General features: G+C 43.3%; 27 protein-coding genes. 16 read left to right on the top strand and 11 right to left on the bottom strand.

What is annotated here, in order from left to right:
- The first annotated feature begins 45 nt into the window (after positions 1-45).
- The 7 genes from PSU72_RS08750 (at position 46) to PSU72_RS08720 (ending at position 5,678) form a co-directional block, all read left to right on the top strand.
- Positions 46-1,020: a biotin--[acetyl-CoA-carboxylase] ligase gene (locus PSU72_RS08750; RefSeq protein ID WP_300431953.1), complete on the top strand. Its 975-nt coding sequence runs from the start codon at positions 46-48 to the stop codon at positions 1,018-1,020.
- Position 1,021: 1 nt separating this feature from the next.
- Positions 1,022-1,825, top strand: coding sequence for a type III pantothenate kinase (locus PSU72_RS08745; protein WP_300431952.1), 804 nt, complete (start codon positions 1,022-1,024; stop codon positions 1,823-1,825).
- Positions 1,825-2,553: a sporulation protein gene (locus PSU72_RS08740; RefSeq protein WP_300431951.1), complete on the top strand. Its 729-nt coding sequence runs from the start codon at positions 1,825-1,827 to the stop codon at positions 2,551-2,553. The genes PSU72_RS08745 and PSU72_RS08740 overlap by 1 nt, the downstream gene beginning before the upstream one ends.
- 178 nt (positions 2,554-2,731) lie before the next feature.
- A complete protein-coding gene (gene surE, locus PSU72_RS08735; RefSeq protein ID WP_300431950.1) occupies positions 2,732-3,514 on the top strand; it encodes a 5'/3'-nucleotidase SurE in 783 nt (260 codons plus the stop codon).
- A 41-nt stretch (positions 3,515-3,555) separates the two neighbouring features.
- Positions 3,556-4,188 (top strand): protein-L-isoaspartate(D-aspartate) O-methyltransferase, encoded by a 633-nt coding sequence (locus PSU72_RS08730; protein WP_300432511.1) that lies wholly within the window; start codon positions 3,556-3,558, stop codon positions 4,186-4,188.
- Positions 4,189-4,190: 2 nt separating this feature from the next.
- A complete protein-coding gene (locus tag PSU72_RS08725) occupies positions 4,191-5,249 on the top strand; it encodes a peptidoglycan DD-metalloendopeptidase family protein (protein WP_300431949.1) in 1,059 nt (352 codons plus the stop codon).
- A 54-nt stretch (positions 5,250-5,303) separates the two neighbouring features.
- Entirely contained in the window at positions 5,304-5,678 is a 375-nt protein-coding gene (locus tag PSU72_RS08720) for a hypothetical protein (protein ID WP_300431948.1), read from the top strand.
- Between the two features lie 69 nt (positions 5,679-5,747).
- Here the strand turns inward: PSU72_RS08720 and PSU72_RS08715 are convergent, their stop codons facing one another.
- From PSU72_RS08715 to PSU72_RS08695, 5 genes are all read right to left on the bottom strand, one after another.
- Positions 5,748-6,119 carry a thioredoxin family protein gene (locus PSU72_RS08715; RefSeq protein WP_300431947.1) on the bottom strand — a complete coding sequence of 124 codons (372 nt, stop codon included), beginning with the start codon at positions 6,117-6,119 and terminating at the stop codon, positions 5,748-5,750.
- Between the two features lie 165 nt (positions 6,120-6,284).
- A complete protein-coding gene (locus tag PSU72_RS08710; RefSeq protein ID WP_300431946.1) occupies positions 6,285-6,887 on the bottom strand; it encodes a nitroreductase family protein in 603 nt (200 codons plus the stop codon).
- A gap of 18 nt (positions 6,888-6,905) precedes the next feature.
- Positions 6,906-7,985, bottom strand: a complete 1,080-nt coding sequence (locus tag PSU72_RS08705; RefSeq protein WP_300431945.1) for an alkene reductase — start codon at positions 7,983-7,985, stop codon at positions 6,906-6,908.
- Between the two features lie 67 nt (positions 7,986-8,052).
- Positions 8,053-8,673 carry a YceI family protein gene (locus tag PSU72_RS08700; protein WP_300431944.1) on the bottom strand — a complete coding sequence of 207 codons (621 nt, stop codon included), beginning with the start codon at positions 8,671-8,673 and terminating at the stop codon, positions 8,053-8,055.
- A gap of 89 nt (positions 8,674-8,762) precedes the next feature.
- The gene (locus PSU72_RS08695) at positions 8,763-9,509 is read right to left on the bottom strand and encodes a pirin family protein (protein WP_300431943.1); all 747 of its coding nucleotides are present in this window, start codon (positions 9,507-9,509) and stop codon (positions 8,763-8,765) included.
- A gap of 254 nt (positions 9,510-9,763) precedes the next feature.
- Here PSU72_RS08695 and PSU72_RS08690 point away from each other — a divergent pair, with 254 nt between their 5' ends.
- The 5 genes from PSU72_RS08690 to tadA all read left to right on the top strand — a co-directional run bounded on the left by PSU72_RS08690 (position 9,764) and on the right by tadA (position 15,218).
- Positions 9,764-10,666, top strand: coding sequence for a LysR family transcriptional regulator (locus PSU72_RS08690; RefSeq protein ID WP_300431942.1), 903 nt, complete (start codon positions 9,764-9,766; stop codon positions 10,664-10,666).
- Between the two features lie 127 nt (positions 10,667-10,793).
- Entirely contained in the window at positions 10,794-11,702 is a 909-nt protein-coding gene (locus tag PSU72_RS08685; RefSeq protein ID WP_300431941.1) for a MoxR family ATPase, read from the top strand.
- Between the two features lie 14 nt (positions 11,703-11,716).
- The gene (locus tag PSU72_RS08680) at positions 11,717-12,700 is read left to right on the top strand and encodes a DUF58 domain-containing protein (protein WP_300431940.1); all 984 of its coding nucleotides are present in this window, start codon (positions 11,717-11,719) and stop codon (positions 12,698-12,700) included.
- The gene (locus PSU72_RS08675) at positions 12,700-14,727 is read left to right on the top strand and encodes a DUF3488 and transglutaminase-like domain-containing protein (protein ID WP_300431939.1); all 2,028 of its coding nucleotides are present in this window, start codon (positions 12,700-12,702) and stop codon (positions 14,725-14,727) included. Before PSU72_RS08680 ends, PSU72_RS08675 begins: the two co-directional genes overlap by 1 nt.
- A complete protein-coding gene (gene tadA / locus PSU72_RS08670; protein ID WP_300431937.1) occupies positions 14,724-15,218 on the top strand; it encodes a tRNA adenosine(34) deaminase TadA in 495 nt (164 codons plus the stop codon). The genes PSU72_RS08675 and tadA overlap by 4 nt, the downstream gene beginning before the upstream one ends.
- A 51-nt stretch (positions 15,219-15,269) precedes the next feature.
- Here tadA and PSU72_RS08665 read toward each other — a convergent pair whose 3' ends face one another.
- The 6 genes from PSU72_RS08665 to PSU72_RS08640 all read right to left on the bottom strand — a co-directional run bounded on the left by PSU72_RS08665 (position 15,270) and on the right by PSU72_RS08640 (position 20,949).
- Positions 15,270-15,956, bottom strand: coding sequence for a Bax inhibitor-1/YccA family protein (locus PSU72_RS08665; protein WP_300431935.1), 687 nt, complete (start codon positions 15,954-15,956; stop codon positions 15,270-15,272).
- A 141-nt stretch (positions 15,957-16,097) separates the two neighbouring features.
- A complete protein-coding gene (gene nagZ / locus PSU72_RS08660) occupies positions 16,098-17,144 on the bottom strand; it encodes a beta-N-acetylhexosaminidase (protein WP_300431933.1) in 1,047 nt (348 codons plus the stop codon).
- A gap of 64 nt (positions 17,145-17,208) precedes the next feature.
- Positions 17,209-18,000 carry an ABC transporter permease gene (locus PSU72_RS08655; protein WP_300431931.1) on the bottom strand — a complete coding sequence of 264 codons (792 nt, stop codon included), beginning with the start codon at positions 17,998-18,000 and terminating at the stop codon, positions 17,209-17,211.
- An 18-nt stretch (positions 18,001-18,018) separates the two neighbouring features.
- Complete coding sequence (gene nikB / locus PSU72_RS08650) at positions 18,019-18,936, bottom strand: nickel ABC transporter permease (RefSeq protein ID WP_300431929.1); 918 nt, start codon at positions 18,934-18,936, stop codon at positions 18,019-18,021.
- 125 nt (positions 18,937-19,061) lie between these two features.
- A complete protein-coding gene (locus tag PSU72_RS08645; protein ID WP_300432510.1) occupies positions 19,062-19,541 on the bottom strand; it encodes a L,D-transpeptidase in 480 nt (159 codons plus the stop codon).
- Positions 19,531-20,949 carry an ABC transporter substrate-binding protein gene (locus tag PSU72_RS08640; RefSeq protein ID WP_300431928.1) on the bottom strand — a complete coding sequence of 473 codons (1,419 nt, stop codon included), beginning with the start codon at positions 20,947-20,949 and terminating at the stop codon, positions 19,531-19,533. Before PSU72_RS08640 ends, PSU72_RS08645 begins: the two co-directional genes overlap by 11 nt.
- 557 nt (positions 20,950-21,506) lie before the next feature.
- Here PSU72_RS08640 and ccoN point away from each other — a divergent pair.
- Genes ccoN through ccoP form a run of 4 tightly spaced genes read left to right on the top strand, consistent with a single transcriptional unit; the run spans position 21,507 to position 24,720 of the window.
- Positions 21,507-22,943, top strand: coding sequence for a cytochrome-c oxidase, cbb3-type subunit I (gene ccoN, locus PSU72_RS08635; protein WP_300431927.1), 1,437 nt, complete (start codon positions 21,507-21,509; stop codon positions 22,941-22,943).
- Between the two features lie 9 nt (positions 22,944-22,952).
- Positions 22,953-23,591: a cytochrome-c oxidase, cbb3-type subunit II gene (ccoO, locus tag PSU72_RS08630; RefSeq protein ID WP_300431925.1), complete on the top strand. Its 639-nt coding sequence runs from the start codon at positions 22,953-22,955 to the stop codon at positions 23,589-23,591.
- A gap of 43 nt (positions 23,592-23,634) precedes the next feature.
- The gene (locus tag PSU72_RS08625; RefSeq protein ID WP_013148599.1) at positions 23,635-23,772 is read left to right on the top strand and encodes a cbb3-type cytochrome c oxidase subunit 3; all 138 of its coding nucleotides are present in this window, start codon (positions 23,635-23,637) and stop codon (positions 23,770-23,772) included.
- A 42-nt stretch (positions 23,773-23,814) separates the two neighbouring features.
- On the top strand, positions 23,815-24,720 hold the full coding sequence (gene ccoP, locus PSU72_RS08620; protein ID WP_300431924.1) for a cytochrome-c oxidase, cbb3-type subunit III: 906 nt from the start codon (positions 23,815-23,817) through the stop codon (positions 24,718-24,720).
- Positions 24,721-24,791 lie beyond the last annotated feature (71 nt).

Raw genomic sequence — 24,791 nt, 5'->3', positions numbered from 1 at the left:
GCTATAACTTACTTTAATTGAGCTTGTGCTAAACTTCTCACCGTTATGAACGAACTTACTTTCCCTATTTTAAGACTGCTCACCGATGGCAAATTTCACTCGGGTGAAACCATTGCGCAGCAATTAAAAGTCTCTCGCGCCACGGTGTGGAATGCACTTCAGGACGCAGAAAAACTCGGCATTGAGATTTTTTCAGTGCGCGGACGCGGTTACAAACTACCACAGTCAGTCACGCTACTGGATGAACAAGCTATATTGAGCGCAATGGGACCACAAAGTTCTTTGCTTAAATTGGAGATTCACGACCATTTAGATTCGACCAATACCTATTTGATGAAGAAACTAAGCACGGGGCAAGCGCACGCCAACTGCGTGGCTACCAACTTACAAACCAACGGTCGCGGCAGACGTGGTCGCACTTGGCAAGCGGGCTTGGGCGCTAGTTTAACTTTTTCACTGTTATGGCGCTTTCAATGTGGTGCGGCTGGTTTATCTGGCTTGAGTTTGGCGGTAGGTATTGCCTTAATTCGCGCTCTGCATCACTTTGGTGTAACGCAGGCGCAGCTCAAATGGCCAAATGACGTGCTAATTGGCCACGAAAAATTAGCAGGGATTTTGATTGAATTGCAAGGCGATATGGAAGGCCCAAGCGTTGCGGTGATTGGTGTGGGCATTAACTTAAATCTGCCAGCAAGCATCAAACAACAAATTGATCAGCCCGCCACCGATTTAGCTAGCGTGACGCAAACACCCATCAACCCCAATTTGCTGCTTGGCGAATTATTGAAACATCTAACTGACGTTCTCAGCACTTTTGAACAACGCGGCTTTGCGAGCGTGCGCGATGAGTGGACGAGCTACCATGCCTATCATCAACAAGCAGTCAGGATGTTACATCCCGATGGTCGCGAAACGACAGGTATTGTCGTTAACGTGGCGGAAGACGGTAACTTATTAGTGAGCACAGCCGCTGGTGAGCAACGCTTTTCATCGGGCGAGATTAGTTTGCGAGCGTCATAAAATGGATTATTTATTAGCCATAGATGCAGGGAACACTCGCGTTAAGTGGGGCTTATTTGACACGAACGGCACGCTGCTAGTCAACGGCGCCTGCCTGAACGCTGAAATCGTGCACACAAAATTACCAGCTGCTGCACGTGTCATCATTTCAAACGTGGCTGGTGAGTACATCAAAAAACAGCTTGAAGAAATACTGCCGAAACACATTCCTACCCACTGGATAACGGCAAAAGCCAGTGAATGCGCCGTAAACAGCCGTTATGATCAACCAGAAAAACTCGGTACCGACCGTTGGGCAGCACTAGTCGCGGCTTGGCATATTAAACAAGCACCTTGCGTGGTGGTGAATGCGGGTACCGCAGTGACTATAGATGCACTGGTAAACAATCACAATCAAGGTGAGTTTATCGGTGGAATGATTTTGCCTGGCATCTACTTAATGCAGCAAAGTTTAGGGGTAGCTGCTGCACAATTACCCAAGCTCCATAAAGAAAAATCAATACCATCCGTAATACACCAGTATCAAGATATTTTTGCCAAAAATACTGCTGACGCCATGCGCGCTGGTGCCATTAATGCTGCTTGTGGTGCAATCAAGCAAATGCATACTGCGCTTGCTGCACTCAACTCTGACGATAAACAAGCGCCCTATATTTTCATTAGCGGTGGCAACGCGCAGCTCATCAAAGATAATCTTTTGAGTGACGTGACAAACCTTGCATTAATCGTAGATAATTTGGTCTTACGCGGTTTGTATTTGATAGATAACTTTGCGCCTGAAAACCTTACGAAGAGTGAAAAGTAATGAAAAAGTTGGTTTGGTTATTAGTATTGATTAACGTAGGTTTACTGGCCTATTTTAATAAAGACGTTATTTTGCCTAGCGCGCCAAAAGCGGCATTGCTCGCCATACACCCTGAAAAAATCAGCATTGTGACCCAACAACAGATTGATGCCCTACCTAAAAAAGGCGCTGCTGCAACTGCACCAACCTTAGCAGCCATTACACCTCCGACCCTAGATGCCGCAGCCGCAACAATCGCCACCCCAGCGCCTGTGCTAACACCTGCTAAAACAACATGCTATGAATGGGGCGTATTTTCAGCCGCCAATTTGACGGGTGCACAAACCGCTGTATCAAATTTATCAATACAAACTTCGATTAAAGAACAATCTTCGCTAGAAGCTAAACGTTTTTGGGTCTATAAGCCGCCACTAAAATCAGTGGAAGCAGCGCAAGCTAAGGCGCTAGAATTAAAAGCGCTAGGCATTCAAGATATGTATATTGTGCAAGATGCCCGATGGAGAAATGCCATTTCATTTGGCGTTTTTGAAGATGAGCAACTCGCCACCAATTTACTGAATGAATTGAAAGCCAAAGGTGTTAAAGAGGTGGTAAAAGCCTTGCGCAACCAAGGCAAAGGACACGCAAGCTTGCAATTTAACAGGCTAACAGACACTGAAGTTATTGAGCTTAAAAAACTAAAACCTGAATTCCCTGAAGCTGACCTTAAAGAAGTAGCTTGTAGTTAACTGACTAAATATTGAGATTTAGCTAAAAAACGGCGCTTTAAAACTAGGCTAATCCTCAATTACTTGCTACTTTTCGGGCATTTTCCGTTTTCAAGCATTTTTTAGCGTTGCCGCGTACTAAACAGCCCGTCTTACACTATAATTTGCATATGAAAACTCTTTTAGCGACAAGCTACGCATGAAAATACTACTTTCCAACGACGATGGTTATTTTGCGCCAGGCCTTAACATTTTAGCTGAGCACATTGCTAAGATTGCCAATATCACAGTAGTTGCCCCCGAGCGAAATAGAAGCGGCGCGAGTAATTCGCTCACATTAGATAGACCGCTCAGTGTAAAAAAAGCCGCAAACGGCTTTTTTTATGTCAATGGCACTCCAACAGATTGCGTTCATATTGCATTGACTGGCTTAATGGATACCATGCCAGACATGGTAATTAGCGGTATTAACGATGGCGCTAACATGGGCGATGATACGATATATTCAGGCACTGTAGCTGCAGCTATGGAGGGCTATTTACTTGGCATTCCGTCGATTGCAATTTCGATGTCACAACATAATTCCACCTATTTTGAAACTGCGGCGAAAGTAGCCGTTGAGCTAGTACAGCATTACCAAAAAGTCGGCTTTAAATCAGCCACATTGTTAAATGTTAACGTACCCGATATTCCATATAGCGAGCTGCAAGGTCGCGTGGTGACTCGTTTAGGTAAACGTCATAAAGCTGAGCCTGTGATAAAACTCCAAACACCTCGGAACGAAACGGTGTATTGGGTAGGCGCCGCTGGTCAGCCAAATGACGGTGGCGAAGGTACTGATTTTTACGCAGTGGCGAATAACAAAGTTTCACTCTCACCGATTCAAGTAGACTTAACCAACCACGCGCAGCTGACGGAAATCAAAGACTGGCTTAACCTCGATATTAGCAGTACTGAAAAGAATAACGCAGGAAAGAACTAATAGTGGCTCTCGCAAGACCTCCAACCCAGTCAGGTATAGGCATGACATCTCTGCGCACGCGTGACCGTATGTTAGTGCGTTTGCGCGAACAAGGCATTAAAGATGAAGTTGTGCTTTCAGCGATTGGAAGTACACCTAGACATATTTTTGTAGATGAAGCGCTGTCGATTCGTGCGTATGAAGACGTTTCGCTACCCATAGGCTTTGGTCAAACAATCTCACAGCCTTACATCGTGGCGCGCATGTCAGAGATTCTACGTAATGGCAAACCGCTCGATAAAGTACTGGAAATTGGCACTGGTTGTGGTTATCAAACCGCGGTATTGTCCAAGCTTGCTAAAGAAGTCTACTCTGTTGAACGGATTCGCCCTTTGGTGATGAAAGCACGCGGCCATCTGCGTGAACTCAAATGTGTGAATGTTAAGTTAGGTCATGCTGATGGCAATATAGGGATTGCAGAATATGCACCATTTGATGGCATCATCGTCACCGCTGCCGCCAGCCATATGCCGCAAGACTTATTAGATCAACTCGCTGTTGGTGGGCGTCTAGTGATTCCTGTGGGCACCGATGAGCAAATCTTATACCTTGTAGAGCGACATACTCAAAAAGATTATCGCCACACTAAACTCGAGCCAGTAAAGTTTGTGCCTTTACTCGGGGGCACATCATAACGATGCGTAACGCTTTATATTTAATCATCTTTGCATTCCTTGCAGGCTGTAGCAGCACCCCTCCAGCACCAGTCATTGATCGACTACCAACAAGCAAGCCAAGCGCAACTAATAATGTAAACACTGCGAAAAAAACCAATAGACCTACGTACAAAACAGGTGATTGGCGACCAGATACTTACGTTGTTAAAAAAGGTGATACGCTATTTAGTATTGGTCTTGAGTTTGGTTACTACTATAAAGATATTGCTCAGGCTAACAATATTAGCGCGCCTTACAATATCAATGTTGGGCAAACGCTCAAATTTAACGCCTTAAAAGATAAATCAGCCACGGTTGAAACAAAGCCTGTTTCAACAACCACTAACGATGGCGTCGAAATCTCGCCAATCAATACAGAGGCTAGCTCCAGCACTACTACGACTACGAGTGCAGTAATTAAAGCGCCAATCATAGTCGCGATTACTGAGCCTAAAGCCATGCGCGAACCTTACAGCGAAGAAGCGCTTAAAAAACCTTTACCTGTCGCTAAAACGATTGAAAAAACCGCTGACAAAGGCACTGAGAAACCTGTTGATAAAGCTGTAACAACTACGCCAACAACTAAGCCTGTCGTCGCGTCCACATCTGACACCAAGCCGAGTGCCGAAGTAAAACCAAACTCTGACGTAAAATCAAGCGTTGATTCAAGCGAAGATATTGATTGGGCATGGCCAACTAAAGGTAAGGTCGTGGCAAACTTTAATGAGGCGAGCAATAAAGGGCTTGATATCGGTGGTAGCACAGGTCAGGCAATTACTGCTGCCGCCTCTGGCAAAGTTATTTACAGCGGTTCAGATTTACGCGGTTACGGCAAATTAGTCATCATTAAACATAATGCCAATTACTTATCAGTTTACGCGCACAATAGTCTAATACTGGTTAAAGAAGGTCAGCAAGTGAGCCGCGGTCAGAAAATTGCCGAAATGGGCAATACTGACAGCAACTCAGTAAAGTTACATTTTGAAATTCGCCGCCAAGGTAAATCGGTGGATCCAAGTAAATATCTAGCCTCTAATTAACATTGATTTAGTTAAAACTCAAACTGATAAGCTTTAAATACTAAGGAATTCAATATGGCCAAGCAGAAACCAAATGATAAGGTAGATCCGAATAAATACCTCAAAAATAAGGATATTGCCCCTGAAAGTAAGTTGGGTGTTTTAGCTGCAATGGGTCGTATGGGCCTGATGCTGCTTGGTATTGTTGGGATTGCCATGGAGTTTTTTAGTGATGATGGCATACTAAAAAAAATACTGGGTAAATTATTTGAATCCACTACAAGTATGATGATGATTCCAGTGATTATTTTTGTGTTGTGGCTGCTTAATCGCTGGATGAGTTCTGGAAGTAAATCTGAAACTAAGAAAAGTGGTGATGTACCGATGTATGTGATGATGCTCATTGGCGCATATTATTTGTTCAGATTAATTACGACAGGTTCTTTCTAACAACGTACTACACAGCTAATAAAAAAGCGGCTTAGAGCCGCTTTTTTTATTTTAATCTATGATTTACCACTAGTTAGCTTTTTTAGCTTCCTCTGCGTAATAAGAACGCACTTCTGTCATATCAAAATCACGTGCCCATTGAATAATTGCGTCTAATGCTGGCGCGCCAATTTCACCGACTTGCGCATGAATACCAGCTTGCTCACGAATGACCAAAACACCTGGAATCTGATTCACTTCAAAATACTCACCAATTTCAGGGTCTGTTTCAGTATTCACCATACCAAATACAATATCAGGATTTTTTGCAGCAGCAGCTTCAAATGTTGGCGTAAATGCTATACATGGATCACACCATGGTGCCCAAAAATCAACAATAATAAAATTATTGCCTTCGATTGTTTCTTTAAAATTTTCTTTGTTGAGTGCAACAACCGCCATGACTAGATCCTAAATTTAATTGATTAATTTGATGATTTAAGTAACTTGTAAATAATTTGTAACTATCAGACTAGATTTTAGCAGACCTAGCAGGTTTAGTTAAGCCCAGTCGGCTTTAACTAAACCCTAAAATGCTAGTTAATCAAGTATTTAAAGTTAGCTAACCTATTTATTAATAGGCTGATCCCAACCATTGGCAAAAAACAATTCATTTAATGGGCGACGTGACCGTGGCGCAGTTTCACGTACTAATGCTTCGCCAGTCACCGTTGCAATATCTGCAGCATAACCAACGCAAACCATCGCCATAGGCGTGAATTGCGCTGGAATACTGAATTTTTCACGTGTTAGATCCACATTAAAACCGCCCATTTGATGTGCCATCAAACCCATACTTGAAGCTTGTAAGCATAGGTTTTCGGCCGCTGCACCAGTGTCATATTGCGCCCAACGATTAGGTTGCTGATTATGGTTAAACAAACTACCCGCACACACTAGTAAAAGTACAGAGGCATCTTTCACCCAAGCTTGGTTACTTGGTGCTAAACAGTCAAACGCTTGTTGCCAAGCGGCTGCATCTGTATTTTTATCCCACACAATAAAGCGCCATGGTTGATCCCCAAAGCAAGATGGTGCCCAACGAGCCGCTTCAAGCAAGGCAGTAATCTGCTCTGTGCTAACCGGTTTTGCAGCATCGTAGGCACGACCACTCCAACGGTTAGCTAGGGTTTTATCAATGTCGACTTGGGTGATTGCTGGATTGTGCATGAAGGTTTTTACTCCAAATTAGGCGTTTAAAAAAGGATAATCAGTGTAACCTTTTTCGCTTCCACCATAAAAAGTATTTGAATCTGCTTCATTGAGTGCAGCATCCGTTTTATAGCGTTTCACTAAATCTGGATTGGCGATAAACGGTACACCATAAGCAATCGCATCAGCTTGACCGTTAGCAATTGCCGCGTTACCACGCGCTTTGTCATATCCTAAATTAGCTAAGTAAGCGCCTTTGAACAGTTGACGTAATGCTGCAAAATCAAATGGATCTGCGACTCCCCCGCCATGTACGCCACCCTCTAGCACATGTAAATAAGCAAGATTAAATTGATTCAGTTCGCCTACCACATAATTAAATAAGGCTTGAGGATTGCTATCTTGCATATCATTGAATGGATTAACTGGTGAGATGCGAATACCCACTTTGTCTGAGCCAGCAACGTCAACAACCGCTTTGGTGACTTCCATCAACAAGCGAGCACGATTTTCAAAACTGCCTCCATAATTATCTGTACGTTTATTCGTACCATCACGTAAAAACTGGTCTAGCAAATAGCCATTGGCAGCATGTATTTCCACTCCATCAAAACCTGCAGCGAGTGAGCATTTAGCCGCGTGTACATAATCCTCAACGATGTCTGCAAGCTCGCTGGCATCTAATGCGCGCGGCTCTACATAATCTACCAAACCTTGATAAGTAAAGGCTTTACCTGCTGGTTTGATGGCGGATGGCGCAACGGGTAGCACACCATTAGGCAGTAAACTTGGATGCGAAATACGGCCTACATGCCACAATTGCAAGACGATTTTTCCGCCTTTAGCATGGACTGCGTCAGTGACTTTTTTCCAGCCCGCAACTTGTGCATCTGTATATATACCAGGCAAAGCTGGGTAACCATGCGCCATGGCTGATATCGGTGTAGCTTCGGTAATAATTAAGCCTGCAGTGGCACGTTGTTCATAATAGGCCACATTAATGGCTTGCGGTACGCCACCCTCACCTGCACGATTGCGCGTCAATGGCGCCATCACCATTCTATTTTTTAATGCAATTGAACCCAAACTGACTGGGCTGAATAAATCTAATGCCATATATTTCTCCATATGATTGCTGTGAATGTGCGATATCAATTACGCGAAGGATATTACTTAGAAATGATTACTTGATGACAATCTCTGCAGGCTGTTTAACGCCCTCTATTAACAAGGTGACTTCAATGTCGTCACCTATAGGCGCGCCCGCTTTGCTTGCCCAGCCAAAGCCATAGTCAGATGCTTTAATCATAGTATGTGCTTCAATGCCCACTCGGTAGCCGCCCCATGGATCTGAACCGAAACCTAATATTTTAAATGGAAAGGATATTTCTTTAGTCACACCGTGCATAGTGAAATTTCCAGTCAATATCCCTTCGGCAGGCGCACTGCTAGAAGAACTACTCACAGCAACTTTTGTACTCATAAAAGTCATTAGATTAAAATTAGCCGCGTCTAAGTATTCTTTCTTTTTGATATTCTCATCTCGTTTAGCATGGCTGGAATTAACACTGAGTACATTTATTTTCGCCATGACTGAGGAGTTTGCTAAATTGGTTGAATCAATTATCAACTTACCACTCACGTCACTAAAAGTGCCAGATGTCTTAGACGCGACATGACGAATCGTCCAATTTGCAAAACTATGGGTATTGTCGATACGATAAGTATCAGGATCAGCCATGACCAAGCTAGAAAGCATCATGGATGCGAGTAAAACCGATATTTTTAAGAGATGTTTTTTCATGTTCGCCTCGCTAGTTCAATCAGTCAAAAAAGTTATTTTCAACTTACCAATTTAGCGAAATTTGACCAGCCGATATATAACAACGTTCACTACTGCTGCATAATATCCACTGAATGATGAATAGGCAGATCAAACAAAAGTATTTCTGATTGCGTTAACGCCTTAAATGTAAATTCCTTTGAACCGTCTGCCATCAGCGCATCACCCGCTGATAAATGCTGCCCACAAACTTCAATCTCCCCACTGGCAAGCTGAATATAAAGGCTTCTATGAGCGGGTAGCATGTAGTCCAACGATTTATTCTCAGCCAGCAATGTGGTAAAAAGTGAAATGTCTTGGTGAATTTTAAGCGAGTTCTCACGGCCATCGTGAGAGACAATCAAGCACCAACGGTTTTGCTTTTGAGCTTGGGTAAAGTGCTGATCTTTGTAGCTAGGCTCTAATAGTTTACGTTCCGGAAATATCCAGATTTGTAATAAATGTACCGCATTGGTCTCAGAAGCGTTTATTTCACTATGCACAATGCCTGTACCTGCTGTCATACACTGTACATCACCAGCTTTAATAACAGCAGTGTTACCCAAGCTGTCTGCATGTCGCAACTCACCTTGCAACATATAGGTAATAATCTCCATATTTTTATGCGGGTGCATGCCAAAACCCCGCCCTGCCGCAAATACATCTTCATTAATCACACGCAATACGGAGTAGTGCATATACGCAGGATCGTAATAACCAGTAAATGAAAATGAGTGATAACTCTTTAACCAAGCCTGATGAACATAGCCTCGATCAGAAGATTTTCTTAGTTTTGTGTTATTTGGGCTCGGTTTCATAATATTTCTTTCATGAAGTTTGATTTTAATTAATGTTATGCATCATTTATTTTTAATTTTTTCACTAAAAAAACACCAGACAAAATCCATACAAAGCCCACAAACAAGCCATCTAAGCGCATATGAGTATTTACATAAGTACTATAAGTGAGTTGCCTTTCGCCTAATAGCGGTTATTTTTGCATATCTAATTCAAAAAGTTTGATGCAAATATAGCTATTCAACTATTAGATTCAACTACTATAATGATTATTATGACTATTAAAATCTCTTTAGAATCTCTAGAAGTACTAGACGCTATTGCAAGCAAAGGAAGCTTTGCTGCTGCGGCTGAGTCCTTATTCCGCGTGCCATCTGCTATTACGTATACAGTACGTAAGTTAGAACAAGATTTAGGTGTCGCAATATTCAACCGCAGCGGGCATAGAGCTGAGCTTACCGAAGCTGGCGCCGAGCTTTTACGTGAAGGGCGTTATCTACTTAATGCCGCAAGCGAGCTTGAGTCTCACGTAAAGCTCGTTGCAAGTGGGGTAGAAACTGAGCTGACTATCGCGATTAGCGAACTATTCACCTTAGATGCGCTATATAAGGTAATAGATGAGTTCTACTCACAAAATTTTGGCACACGTCTAAAAGTGATACGAGAAGTGTACGGTGGAAGCTGGGATGCTTTAGTCTCTGGCCGTGCGGCAATATCAGTCGGCGCGCCAGGTGAAGGTCCGCACGCAGGTAGTTATACAACTAAAGCGATCGGCATTTTGGAATTTCATTATGCGGTTGCGGTCAACCATCCATTGGCACAAATAGCAGAGCCATTACAAAACATTGACCTCAAACAATATCGAGCAATTTCTGCGTCAGATAGCTCACGTAGCTTAGAGCCAAAAACTTCAGGCATCATTAATGGTCAGGAAGTGTTATCAGTACCTGATATGCAAGCTAAACTTCAGGCGCAGGTTGCAGGTTTAGGTACGGGATATTTACCGAAAAGAATGGCTGAACGACATGTAGCCACCGGTGAGTTAGTGATAAAAGCGGTTGCTGAGCCTAAACCAAAAATCACTAGCTACCTTGCTTGGCATAATAAAGGCGGCAAAGCTCAGCAATGGTTGATTGAAAAGTTAAAACAACTGACTTTAGACGAATTACTGATGTAAGCGTTAATCGTCGAGACCCTTATTGGAATTATATTGGTTATGTTTTTAAGTAAGTTAATAGCTGCCTAAGTTTTAATTAAGCTTTATCTGTATTATCATGTTTTGAGTTCTTTTTTGAATTACACACATGAAAAAAATAACAGATGCCATTATTTCCAAAACCAGTGAAGTCATTCTAGGCAAAGAGCAACAAATCAAACTTGCTCTAGCCTGCATATTGGCTAAAGGGCATTTACTTATTGAAGATCTGCCTGGTATGGGCAAAACCACCTTGGCGCATACTTTGGCGCAAGTACTTGGTCTACAATTTCAACGCGTACAATTCACGAGCGATTTACTACCTGCCGACGTGCTAGGCGTTTCTGTATACGATAGAAATGCCGCCAATTTCAAATTCCACCCCGGACCAATATTTACCAATGTTTTATTAGCCGATGAAATCAATCGCGCCACTCCCAAAACGCAGAGTGCATTACTTGAAGTGATGGAAGAAGCTCAAGTGACAATAGACGCAGTCACTTACACCCTACCCCAACCATTTTTTGTGATTGCCACGCAAAACCCGAGTTCTCAAATCGGCACTTTTGCATTACCAGAGTCGCAGCTAGATCGCTTTTTGATGCGTATTACCATTAACTACCCAGATGCAGCTTCTGAACGCAAACTATTACAAAGCAATGGCGGTCGTGAGCAACTGGCAAAACTAAGCCCCGTGATTGATGCCAAACAGTTACAAACGCTACAAGCTGCTTGTCACGACATTCATGTTTCGGATGCGCTACTCGATTACTTGCAAGCTATTCTAAAATACACACGTCAATCTGCACAATTCAATGCAGGCTTGTCACCTCGTGCAGGTTTAAGCTTAAAACAGTGTGCACAAGCATGGGCAATGTTGGATGGTCGCGACCATGTCATTCCAGAGGACATTCAAGCCATATTGCCAAGTGTGGCGGGTCACCGATTGGTCAGCAATAGCACATTGACAGGTAGCGTAGATAATATCGCCCAACTGCTAAAATCTGTCACTGTTTAAGCTTGACGTTCAGCATGGCAGAAAGCTTAAACCTATCGAGTGAGTCCAGTCTCAAGCCCGACTTTAAACTCAGCTCGCCAAAAACTTGGTTTCGCACGGCTATCGCCATAGATTCAACCACTACGCTAAGCCGCAGGCATATTTACATATTACCGACACGGTTTGGCTGGATGTATGGCCTGTTATTAATAGGCCTACTCACAGGTTCAATCAACTATTCCATCAGCTTAGGTTTTGCCATCACGTTTTTATTAACTGGATTAGGCTTAATCAGCATGCTACATACTTGGCGTAATTTAGCTCATTTAAAAATCGAAGCGAAACGCGCAAACCCTGTATTTGCAGGCCAACAAGCAGTGTTCGAGCTGGCTGTCATTGATGATAGCAATCGTGCCCGCTTCAGCATCTTTGCAAAATTTGCAGATGAAGAAGCTGATATTCAAGATGTTCCTGCACTTGATGAAAGCATATTTAGGTTATCTTTACGCAGCCAAAAGCGCGGATGGCTAAAAGCGCCTCGCATTACCTTTAGCACCGAATTTCCTGTGTCACTCTTTCATGTTTGGGCATATGCTGAAACGGCAAACCAATGCCTGATATACCCCAACCCAAGCTTGCGCAGTCAAATACTACCTAGTGCAGATGCCGATGGCGCCACTGGACAATTATCAACCACGCAAGGTGACGATGATTTTGCGGGGCATCGCAATTACCAGTTTGGCGACTCGCCTAAACGCGTCGATTGGAAAGCATCCTCCCGCGAACAAGGCTTGCTGGTTAAGCAATTTCAGGGGGAAGCCAGCTCTACATTGTGGTTAGATTTTAATGCAACGACTGGCAACAATATCGAATTACGCATCAGCCAACTCACGCGTTGGGTGGTAGATGCTGACGCACAGCACTTGAGATACGGTCTACGTTTACCACAACTCAGCATTCAACCTAGCATTGGCGATGTTCATTACCATCAATGTTTAACCGCATTGGCGCTCATGTAATGGCTAGTCAAACGGAGGCACAAATTAACATTAGCAAGCAAGCCATTATTTGGTTGCTGCTCTCGTTAAGTATCACCTTCACGCTATATGCATTTAATCTGGAAAACTGGGTGCCTGCATGTTTTGTGGTATTTGCAATTTGGCGTTATTTAATTGAAAAAAATAACTGGGCTTACCCCAAACTGTGGCTGCGCTTTCCGCTCACGATTGCTGGTGGTATCGCAGTTTTAGTCACCTATGGCTCACTGTTTGGACGCGATGCAAGTGTTGGCTTATTAGCCGTCATGATTTCAATGAAATTACTTGAAACCAGAACAAAGCGCGACTTTGTGGTGATGGTAGTGTTAAGTTACTTTCTCACGGTTAACATCCTACTTTTTACACAAGCCATCTGGGTTTTTCTGGCAGTCTTACTCGCATTGATAGGCCTTACAGCTTGTCTCATTAGTGTGAGCCATCAAACTAAGCAAACTACCATCAGCCCACAGATATGGAAAGTTCAAGCAAAACTAGCAGGTAAACTACTACTGCAAGCTACGCCTATCATGTTGGTGTTGTTTGTGCTGTTTCCACGTATTCCAGGTCCAATTTGGGGTATTCCACAAGATGCTTACAGCGGCATGACTGGGCTTTCAGATAGCATGGAACCTGGCAATATCAGTCAACTCAGTTTATCTAGCAAAATCGCTTTTCGTGTTGAGTTCAAATCTGCGATTCCGGCAAACAATCAGCTCTACTGGCGCGGCCCAGTGTTGTGGCATCAAGAAGGTCGGCGCTGGCAAATGACTAGCGACAACATTCCTTTACCTACGGAAACCATAGAAACTTCAGGCGAAGCGACTGATTACACCATCACGCTAGAGCCACATAATCGCAACTGGTTGCTAATGCTTGATTTACCCGATATAGCATCAAGCACATTGCCAGCTGAAGCTCACATCAAGCATGATATGCAGGTGCTTTCCAAAGAGCCTATTCGCACGCGCATTCGCTATCAGGGGCATTCATACTTGCATTACACATTAGGCGCTAAACTAAGTGAGCATGAACGCACGCTGGCGTTGCAATTGCTAGAGGACGAGAATCCTAAAACGCGCCAACTTGCTGCCACATGGGTCAGCGAGAATAAGTCGCCTACGGCAATTGTAGAAGCTGCACTCAGAATGTTTCGTGAGCAAACCTTCGTCTATACACTTGCGCCACCAAGACTAGGCAAAGAACCCGTTGATGATTTTTTATTCAATACCAAACGCGGCTTTTGCGAGCATTATGCCAGCAGCTTTGTTTATTTGATGCGGGCCGCAGGTGTGCCCGCACGCATCGTTACAGGCTACCAGGGCGGTGAAATCAACCCAAATGGCAATTACCTTATCGTTCGCCAATCTGACGCGCATGCGTGGGCGGAAGTTTGGATACAAGATCAAGGGTGGGTGCGCGTAGACCCTACCTCGGCTGTATCTCCAGACCGCATAGAATTCGGAATTGGTACAGCACTACCAGATTCCAATTTATTACCGTTACTCTCACGTCAAGATTACCCAGTGCTGAAAAATCTCTACATGAACTGGGATGCAGTCAATAACGGATGGAATCAATGGGTACTAGGCTACGACCAAGACAAGCAACTCGCGCTGCTCAAAAAACTGATCAATAAAGATATCGCATGGGAAGATATCGGTCTGATATTAGTCACGACTATGATTGCCCTGATGCTTTTTGTAAGCTACTTATTGCTGCGCAATAACGGCGGCGTTGTGCTAAATCCAACAAACAAAATCTACCAACAGTTTTTGAAGAAACTCTCTAAAGCTGGTGTAACTAAATTAAGACATGAAGGTGCAATTGATTTTGGTAATCGTGCCGCTAAAGCCTTACCAAATCAAGCCATTGAAATACTAGAAATATCAGCGCTATACTCGTCAATGCAATATGCTAAACATCAAGCTAGTAGCAATATAACCAATGCACCTAATCAACAAACCCTAAGCTTGCTCAAACAATTAGTAAAAAACCTAAAAATAAAATGACCTCACACTCAATCAATACAGATCAACAAACCCCTGATGAGCGCTACATGCAGCTAGCTTTAGCACTTGCGCAAGAAGCCGCCGTTGCTGGCGAAGTGCCGGTAGGCGCGATTGTTGTGAAAGATGGTGTAGTGATTGGTCGCGGAGGCAACTCGCCGATTGATACACACGACCCGACAGCCCATGCAGAAATAGCCGCCTTACGTGATGCCGCTAAGAGTTTAGGCAATTACCGCTTAGTTGACTGCTCACTTTACGTGACTTTAGAGCCATGTGCGATGTGCACAGGTGCAATTCAACATGCCAGAATCGCTAGGTTAATATATGGTGCGAGCGACCCTAAAACAGGCGCTTGTGGCAGCGTGGTGAATTTAATGGCAGAGCCAAAGCTGAACCATCATACTGAAGTATTTAGCGGTGTGTTAGCCGCAGAATGTGGCGCAATGCTGAGTGAATTTTTTAAGCAACGGCGATTAAAAAATAAGCAATAAAAAACCCGCCAAATAGCGGGTTTTTTTATTGCATAAGAATTTATTTAAAACCTAGTCGTTACTACCAAAAGACATCAAGATGCTCAATAAATTACTAAATATATTGTAGATGCTAATAAACAGTGACAGGGTTGCCATCACGTAGTTAGTCTCACCACCGCGTACGATTTGGTTCACTTCATACAAAATGAATCCTGATGAAATAAGAATAAATACCGCTGAAATAGTGAGTGATAATGCTGGAATATGTAAAAATAGGTTAGCAATAATCGCTAAAAACACGACCACTACACCTATCACCAAAAACTTACCTAAGAAACTGAAATCTCTCTTAGTAGAGCTGGCGATACCAGCTAATGTCAAAAAGATAATACCTGTACCTGCTGCCGCCAAACCTACTAACTGGCCGCCGTTACGTAAATGCAATGCATGTTGCAGTAATGGGCCTAACATCACACCCAACAGGAATGTGTAAACCAAAAGCAAGACAATACCTAAGCCACTGTTGCGATTAGCGGTGATCGCCATTTGCATGCCAATAGTCACTGCCATAAATGCGCCAAATGCCATAAATGGGTGCAAGGCTATAACACTAAAATCAATGCCCATACCAATAAAAGCACCAATCACGGTTGGGATCATGGTTAAGCTCAGCATTGCATAGGTGTTACGCAACACTTTATTAGTAGCCAGTTGTGCTGATTCTGAACGACCTAGAACCGGTGTATTGTCAAACATTGTGAATTCCTTTAAGTAATAAAAACTTAATTACTAAGTTTATTAAGATAGTGTTTATTAAGACACTGCTTACTAAGATAGCGTTTAAGCCAATAAGTTTCAAGTGATAAATTGTTACAAATTAATGATGATGAAGCTTACCTAGACAAACAACTCACCTTCAGATTTCCCAACTAAGGCCACTTGATGCACAGCTTTTACGAAGTCCGCACTTTCGTGCAATTGATCTAAACTGAGCGGATTTCTTTGTCCATGCATGCGCGCTAGCCTTGCAATGCTTTGCGCGGAAATCGTCCATTTGAGATTCGCCAGCAGCTCGTCTGCCATGGCTGGCTGATTGCATAGCAACACCATATCGCAGCCAGCATTTAAAGCGGCTAAAGCACGCGTGGTCACATCGCCACCCGCAGTTGCTGCCTCCATACTTAAATCATCGCTAAAAATCACGCCGTTAAAACCGAGGCGCGCTCTTAAGATTTTTTGCAACCAACGTGGTGAGAATCCAGCTGGCTTATCATCCACCTTAGAGTAAATGACATGCGCTGGCATAATTGCTTGAATACCATCGTCAATCAGCATTCTGAAAGGCTGCATATCATTTTGTGCGATTTGGTCAAACTCGCGGTCATCTACAGGCATGCTCACATGTGAATCTGCCACCACAAAGCCATGCCCTGGAAAGTGCTTACCCACTGCTGCCATACCACCTTTTTTAAGACCTTGCATCAGTGAAAAAGCTAAATCATTAATAGCCTGTGGCTTAAGGTGAAACGCTCTATCGCCAATGACTAAGCTATCGCCATAGTCCATATCAAGTACTGGCGTAAAACTGAAATCAATGCCGTGCGCACGTAATTCTGCCGCTAAAATCCAGCCTGCTTCTACTGCTAACTCTTTCGCTTTTTTCGGATTGGTGTCCCAAATCTTACCAAACTCACGCATAGCTGGAATTTTAGTAAATCCATCTCTAAAGCGTTGTACGCGGCCACCTTCATGATCCACCGCAATTAAAAGCGGTGGCTGGCGAACCGCATGAATGCTTGCTGTCAGGGCATCTAATTGCGCGTTATTTTCATAGTTACGTTTAAATAAAATAACACCACCCACCAATGGATGCTGCAAACGGCGTATATCTTCTGCCGTGAGCGTTGTACCAACCACATCCAACATAATAGGACCTAATGACATATTTCACCCTTTAAAATCTATTTTCAACAACTCTGTAGGTCGGGTTAAAACCCGACCTACAAATTTAGGTTTCTGTTCTTACGTCTAACTTATCACGTAAATAATCGCCGCCTAGGTTAATCGCTAAAATCAAACTCATCAAGCTTAATCCTACAATTAACACGTAATGCGGCGCGATTAGCATGTATCGCACACCATCGCGTAGCATGGCGCCCCAGGAGGCATTCGGCGCTTGTATGCCTAAGCCAAGAAAAGACAGGCTGGCCTCGGCAATCATCACACTAGCCAAACTATAAGTTGCTTCTACGACCAGTATTGATGTGAGCAAGGGCAATATATGCCTAAATATCATGCGAGGTACAGAGGCCCCTAACGATTCCGCAGCCAATACATGCTGACGATTTCGCAGCCCAAGTGCTTGTCCGCGCGTGAGTCTTGCGTAGCTCACCCAACCAGTAATGCTTAAAGCGATCATCAAATTTATCAAGCCTGGGCCGAGTACCGCCGCGAATGCGATTGCTAGCAAAATACCTGGGAAGGCTAAAAAAACATCGGTAATCTGCATCAATACACGGTCTATCTTGCCGCCATAGAAACCTGCTAGTAAACCTATACACACGCCAACCAACATGGTGATGACTGTAACGATGATGGAAACCATAAACGAAACTTCAACACCACGTAAAAGACGTGCCAGAATACTACGGCCTAAATCATCTGCTCCCAATAAGTAAGAAAAGCTCGGCGAACTGAGAATGCCACTCAAGTCAATCTGATTTGGGTTAAGCTGCAACAAGCGCCCAAGAACAACGGCGGCTAGCCAGAAAATCAAAATAGAAGAGGCGAATTTTTTCATTTAATCATCAAGCAAAATTTACGCGCTGACTCTAACTCTAGGGTCAGCAAATCTATATAAAACATCTGTGACTAAATTCACCAAGACATAACTCAAAGCGACAATCAGCACACAAGCCTGCGTTACGGGGTAATCACGCTTCTCAATACTTTCCACAAGCAAGCGACCAATGCCATCCCAGCTAAAAATAGTTTCGGTAATTACTGTGCCAGCTAACAAACTACCCATTTGCAAACCAACAATCGTGATAATCGGCAATAAAGCGGCACGTAAAGCATGGCGTAAAATCACTGCCTGCTCAGTTAAACCTTTGGCGCGGGCGGTGCGAATATAATCGTCATTCAGTACTTCCAGCAGACTGGTGCGCGTCATACGCGTGAGTATCGCGCTTAACCCAAAACCTAAAGTTAACGCAGGTAGAATAATCGAAGCGCCAGACTCCATGCCACTGACAGGCAGCCAGCCTAACCATACGGCGAATATCAGCATCAACATAGGTCCTAACCAAAAAGCTGGCATAGCCGATAAACGCACGCTCACCAAAGTCACTACAATATCTTGCCAATGATTCACTTTTAAAGCCGCATAAACACCCATAGGCACACCTAAAGCGATGCCAATAATCAAGGATAACAACGCCAATTTTACGGTGGCTGGATAACGCGTTTTCATCATTTCGATAATCGGCGTTTTTGTGTGTATAGACTTACCTAAATCGCCCTGCGACAGCTTAGCCAGATAGGCCCCAAACTGCTGGATAAGCGGCTGATCTAGCCCCAAGTCAGCACGTAATTGGTTGCGGTCAGCGCTACTGGCGGATTCGCCTAGCATGACTTCCACTGGGTCACCTGGTACAAGATGAATCAGTAGAAAAGTAAGTAGCAACACGCCAAAAATGACGGTAGCAAAGCTTGATAGCTTTTTAATTAAGAACACAAAACCATCCTAACTTGCCATCACACACTTAACTGTCATCCTGAGCATAGCGAAGGTTCCAGCAATTTGGTCAGAAAAAACTGGATTCTTCACTTCATTCAGAATGACGGGCTTGGATTGGCAACTCATTCCGAAATCACCACAGACGTACCAACATCAACCAAATCAAACAACTCAATCATCTCCGCATTACGCATGCGCACACAGCCATGCGAGCCAATCTTGCCAAGCTCTGTGCTATCTGGTGTGCCATGAATGTAAATATAGCGTTGCATGGTATCTACATTGCCAAGCCGATTAAATCCAACTTCAGTGCCAGAAAGCCACAAAATACGCGTCAAAATCAAATCTCTATTTGGAAACTCCGCCATTAACTCTGGCGTACAGATTTCACCCGTAGGTCTACGCCCAACAAACACCGTATTTTCTGCCGCCCCCGCACCAATCTTAGCGCGGATAATATGTTGCCCTAATGGTGTACAGCCACTATTTTTCTCGCACCCAGCGCCATTCGCCGCAGTAGATACATTGTATTTAGCCTTTACTCCGCCGAAGTTATCGAAAAGCGTGAGAGTTTGATTGGATATGGAGATTTCAATGCGCATAGCTAATTGTACCCAAATCATCCCAATTTCCATCAGGTTTTGCGTTGTAATTGGTGATGCTTTTACTCATGGCGGCAAACTGCCCTTCGTACCACAATGGTACATAAGGTAACTGTTGACGAATACGCGTTGTTGCCGCTTGCCAGTTTTCTTCAGCAAGCTGTTTATCTAGTTCAGCATCTGCGTATCTGCCACGGTTAAAGCCATTCGGAGGAACGCTGTGTGTGCCAAAAGCTTTTAAATAAATTTCAGGCGTTTTAATGCCGACCCAGGTGAGACCGTACAATTGAAAGTTGCCTTGTTTTACGTCTTCAAAGAATGTACCCCAGTCTAAGCTGCGGATTTCAAGGTCTATGCCTGCCTTCGCCATTTGAGCTTGTAATATAGTAGCGAAGCGCACCCGCTGTGCATCTGTTGAGGTTTTATAAACAAGTTTAAGTGGCAACTTAACACCAGCTTCTTGCAAAAGCTGCTTTGCTAAAACTGGGTTGTAGTCATTGAGCGTTAAATCTGCATGGAGTTGATTCGTGTAATGTTCGGGAGGCAAAATCATGTCCGCTTCACGGCTATGTTGAATCATGGCTTTTGCTATGATTTGCTTACGGTCTATGGCATGCGAGATGGCTTGCCTGACTTTAAGCTTTTGCAATACTGGGTCTTGAAAATTTAAACCCAGATAAGAAAAATTAGCACCTATGCCAGTTTTCACAATTACATCGGGCTTAGTTTGCAGATACTTCACTAGCTCTGGCGGCAACTCACCTTGTAACAAATCGACTTCACCATGCAGCAGCTTTAACACACGTACAGTTGGGTCTTTTACTTCTATCAAACTGATGCGTTGACCATCGTTGACACGTTGCAAAGTTAATTTATTCTGCCAAGCGATAAATTTTAAAGGGCCATTGCCCATAGGCGAATGCGAAAAGTCATAACTTTCGGCAATGAGTTTGGCTGGCAAAATTCCTATAATGAGTTTAGCTGAGAAGTGCTTATCTGCTTGATTCAGCTGAAACTCAACTGTGTCATTATCAATGACCGTAATATTTTTAATATTGGCAAACTCAGCAGTATTGGGCGAGTCTTTTAAAGTGGCTAATGAATCGTAAGTGGCTTTTACGTCATTGGCTGTCAGCGGCATTTGATTATGAAACGATGCGCGATTTTTATTCAAAGCAAATCGGAACACTGTCGGACTGAGCTCTACCCAAGTAGACAAGCTGGCGACCGGCTTTGATTGCGTATCAAAATCTACCAAGCTTTGATACACCAATCGGTTCACGCGCTCCGAAGCGGCGTCTGTGGCATAACGCGGATCTAAGTTAAGAGGCATTTGCCCAATGGCAAATACAATTTCATGTGAAGAAGTGGACGAATTTTGTTGAGTACAGGAGCCTGTACTCAACATTAGTAAAATCAAACAAAACTGCGCTAAAACTTTCAATGCCTTCATAGCATCGAAGTTTACTAGATTATGCGCTTCTTAGATGCTTAGGCTAAATGAATATTTAAGCTTAGCATTATTATCAAGCAGTATTATGATGAGCTAGCTTGGCTTTTACAGCACAACGCCTAAAAGCAAAACTTAGCAGAATGCTAATGAACAAATAGTTTTTATTTTTTAAGTACATATCGTAGCAATTCTTAAGCAGCCTCAATATAAACCGTCAGTTTTTAGTGGCTTTAAACAAATTATACTTAATTTAAAAAATCACTGAAACTTTGCAGTGAAAATTGTATCTATTTGTAACAGTTTTACTTGGGCTTAAATTCAAAAATCTTCTACGTTATCAAGCAACTAATTCTAGCTAAGAACATCCAACAGGGCTAGAATATCGACCTTTTAGAAACTAAGCTCAATTTCAATCTAATTGACATAAATCAATTAGATTTACTGGAATGTGCGACAAAATGTCACGTGTGAAACTCACAAAGAATTATCAATAAGTGCTATAGGGGAAACAAATGCAAGACCTTAAAACTCAAGCAATTACGTATGAAGATGGCGTCATACGGCAATTTTCAATCATGGCCGTAGTTTGGGGCGTTTTTGGCATGTTAATGGGCGTTATCATCGCCTCACAACTTGTCTGGCCAGAACTTAATCTAGGCTTACCTTGGACCAGTTTTGGGCGTTTGCGTCCACTACATACCAACGCGGTCATTTTTGCATTTGGTGGCTGTACATTGTTTGCCACTTCTTACTATGTAGTACAACGCACGTGTCAAACTAAGCTGTTTATGCCTAAGTTGGCATCTTTTACATTCTGGGGCTGGCAATTAGTGATTGTAGCTGCGGCAATTTCACTACCGTTGGGTTACACGCAAGGTAAAGAGTACGCTGAACTAGAATGGCCTATCGACATTTTGATTGCCATCGTTTGGGTGTCTTACGCGATTGTGTTCTTTGGTACGATTGGTACACGTAAAGTGAAACATATTTATGTCGCCAACTGGTTCTTTGGTGCATTTATCCTGACAGTTGCTTTGCTACACATTGTAAACAGCGCGGCAATTCCTGCTGGCTTCATGAAATCTTACTCAGCATACGCTGGCGTGCAAGATGCGATGGTGCAATGGTGGTACGGTCACAATGCCGTTGGTTTCTTCCTTACAGCGGGTTTCTTAGGCATCATGTATTACTTTGTACCTAAACAAGCTGAACGTCCTGTGTACTCATATAGCTTGTCTATCGTGCATTTCTGGGCATTGATTTTCACTTACATGTGGGCGGGTCCTCACCACTTGCATTACACAGCATTACCTGACTGGACTCAATCTCTAGGTATGGCATTCTCCTTGATTCTGTTGGCGCCAAGTTGGGGCGGTATGATTAACGGTATGATGACAATGTCTGGCGCATGGCACAAATTGCGTACAGATCCTATCTTACGCTTCTTAATTGTTTCATTATCTTTCTACGGTATGAGTACCTTTGAAGGTCCAATGATGGCGATTAAAACGGTCAACTCACTTTCACACTACACAGACTGGACAGTTGGTCACGTTCACTCAGGCGCATTAGGCTGGGTTGGTTTAGTCTCAATGGGTGCGCTTTATTACATGGTTCCACGTTTGTTTGGTCAAAAACAAATGTACAGCATTAAAGCCATTGAGTTGCATTTCTGGTTAGCGACTATCGGTATCGTGCTTTACATCTCATCACTTTGGATTTCAGGCGTGATGGAAGGTTTAATGTGGCGTGCAATTAACACTGATGGCACATTGACATACACATTCGTGGAAAGCGTAAAAGCAAAACATCCGTACTACATGATTCGTGCGCTAGGTGGCTTACTCTACCTTAGCGGCATGACGATTATGTTGTGGAATGTACTCAAAACGGCAAGCAGCGGTAAAGCTGCTGTTGTGAACATTCCAGCTGTTACTGCTCACGCTTAAGGAAAAACCATGTCTGACTTAAATAAAAACAGTGAAACAAAAAGTGGTTTTAGCCACGAAAAAATTGAGACCAATAACTTTCTAATGATTGTGTTGATTTTGCTCACAGTGGCGTTTGGTGGTTTAGTGGAAATCGTTCCACTGTTCTTTCAAAAATCAACAACAGAGCCTATCACTGGTCTACAGCCATACACGGCATTGCAATTGGCTGGTCGCGACATCTACACGCGTGAAGGTTGCTACAACTGCCATTCACAAATGATTCGTCCGTTCCGCGCTGAAACTTTGCGCTATGGACACTACTCAGTAGCTGGTGAATCAGTGTATGACCACCCTTTCCAATGGGGTAGTAAACGTACAGGTCCAGACTTAGCACGTGTTGGTGGTAAGTATAGTGATGACTGGCAACGTATTCATTTGAATAACCCACGTGATCTTGTGCCTGAATCTATCATGCCAGCATATCCATGGTTAGAAAAAACGCTTGTTGATGCGGATGCAATGCCAGCTCATATGCGTGCGCTTCGCACTGTAGGCGTACCTTACACTGACGCACAAATTGCGAGTGCTGTAGAAGATGTCAAAGGCAAAACTGAACAAGATGCTTTGGTTGCATTCCTGCAAGTTTTAGGTATTCACTTGAAATAAGCAAAATATCTTGAAGTAACCTCAATATAAGGAAGAACCCAAAATGGATATAACCACACTGCGCATTGCTGCGACAATTATTAGTTTTATTGTATTTGTTGGCATTCTCATCTGGGTTTGGCGAAATCGAAATACTTCAGACTTTAAAGAGGCAGCTAACCTGCCTTTTAAAGAAGATTAAAGTTAATAAAACTTCATACACTGAAGAATAAAGGAAAATAAAATGAGTGATTTTACTAGTGGCTTTTGGCCCATTTTCATTACAGTGATTGCACTAGGCGGCATACTTTTTTGCGTAATCATGCTATTGATTGCAAGCAGAATTAAAGTCGCGACTTCTGGCGTTGATAACACCAGTGATCATGTTTGGGATGGTGATCTTCGTGAAATGAACAACCCATTACCACGCTGGTGGGTTGGGATGTTTATTCTCACTGTAATCTTTGCCTTGTTTTATCTTGCGGCTTATCCTGGTTTAGGCAGTTTTGCAGGTAAATTAGGCTGGACTGCAACGAAACAATACGAGCAAGAAGTTGCAGCAGCAAACAAAGCGCTAGAACCAATGTACGCCAAATTTGCCGTGATGAAAACCGAAGACCTTGCAAAGAACCCTGAAGCTAGAGCCATTGGCGAGCGTATATTTATGAACAACTGCGCTCAGTGTCATGGTTCAGATGCTAAAGGCAGCCGTGGCTTTCCAAATCTAACTGACAACGACTGGTTACACGGTGGTAGTCCAGCTAAGATTGAAGAAACCATCACTGGTGGCCGTATCGGTATGATGCCACCAATGGCAGCAGCTGTAGGCACACCAGAAGATGTTAAAAACGTTGCTAACTATGTACTTAGCCTATCTGGCAGTATTTATGATTCTGGTCGCGCAGGTTTAGGTAAAGATAAGTTTGCAGCTTGCGCTGCCTGCCATGGCCCTGAAGGTAAAGGCAACACAGACATTGGATCAGCAAATCTGACTGACAATATTTGGCTGCATGGCGCAGGTGAAGCATCCATTATCAAACGTATCAATGAAGGTAAAGTCAACCAAATGCCAGCGTGGAAAGAAAAATTCACACCAGCTCAGATTCATGTTTTAGCGGCTTATGTTTGGGGTTTTTCAAACAATAAATAAGCTTAGCGATATTAAGCACAGTAACAAACGGTATTAAAGCACCCCCTTTAATACCGTGTAGTTTCAATACA

Source organism: Methylotenera sp. (genome assembly GCF_029945535.1).
Taxonomy (GTDB): domain Bacteria; phylum Pseudomonadota; class Gammaproteobacteria; order Burkholderiales; family Methylophilaceae; genus Methylotenera.
Note: the sequence above shows the minus strand (reverse complement) of the source record. Positions and strands in the feature narration are given on the sequence as shown.